The organism is Prevotella conceptionensis 9403948 (assembly GCF_000312305.1).
GTDB classification, from domain to species: Bacteria; Bacteroidota; Bacteroidia; order Bacteroidales; family Bacteroidaceae; genus Prevotella; species Prevotella conceptionensis.
Genome location: NZ_HE999521.1, coordinates 1 through 668, shown reverse-complemented (window position 1 = coordinate 668; position 668 = coordinate 1). Strand labels below are relative to the sequence as shown.

Genomic DNA, 668 nt, shown 5'->3' with positions numbered 1-668 from the left:
CATATTGTTTGCGAACAAGCTCGATAAGCCTAATGTATGCGCCCACATATTACTCAACAGAGGGCGTAATGATGGTGGAATAGTCGTTTGTGCCAAGGTTTATCAGCACCAATTGGGGGCGATAGGCCTTGAAATCGTAAGGGGTGGTGGCGTAATGGTCGAACAGTTGCAAGTAGCGTTGCGACATGTTGCCTTTCGAAATCTGCACCGTGTCGTTCCAATTGCGCACCATGCCGCGGCCAGAATGGGCTGCCAGCACATAGTCGGCCCCGAAATAGCGGGCCAATAGGCAGGCATAGGCCTTGTCGCAGTTTTCTGTTTCCAGTTTAAAGGGGTCGGTAGCCTTGTTGCTTTCTGTGCCATAGCCGCAGGTGTACGAGTCGCCAATCACCTCGATAAGTCGCTTGGGGGCGGGTACGGCATGCAACGAACCGCCCTTAGACAAGAGCAAGGCGTGCACCGTGGTGCATCCGTATTCGCCTTCGGTGCATTTTTGCAGCACCAGTTTGGTGCTTTCCGCTCTTCAAGCCGTTGGCCAACACCATGCGTTGGGGCGTGTTGCCCTTCACCCTAATCTTCTTTATCCACTTGCCGTCAACGAAAACGTTGTGATAGCTTTCGCCTTCGTCTGAGATTAAGACGGCAATCTCTGTACCCGTAAAGCCCGT

1 protein-coding gene and 1 pseudogene are annotated in these 668 nt (G+C 52.8%); both read right to left on the bottom strand.

What is annotated here, in order from left to right; genetic code table 11:
• Positions 1 to 49 precede the first annotated feature (49 nt).
• Positions 50 to 502 carry a GDSL-type esterase/lipase family protein gene (locus tag BN93_RS16070; protein WP_232211226.1) on the bottom strand — a complete coding sequence of 151 codons (453 nt, stop codon included), beginning with the start codon at positions 500 to 502 and terminating at the stop codon, positions 50 to 52.
• Positions 438 to 668 (bottom strand): annotated as a pseudogene (locus BN93_RS18890) (hypothetical protein); the annotation flags it as partial. The pseudogene BN93_RS18890 and the gene BN93_RS16070, both read right to left, overlap by 65 nt.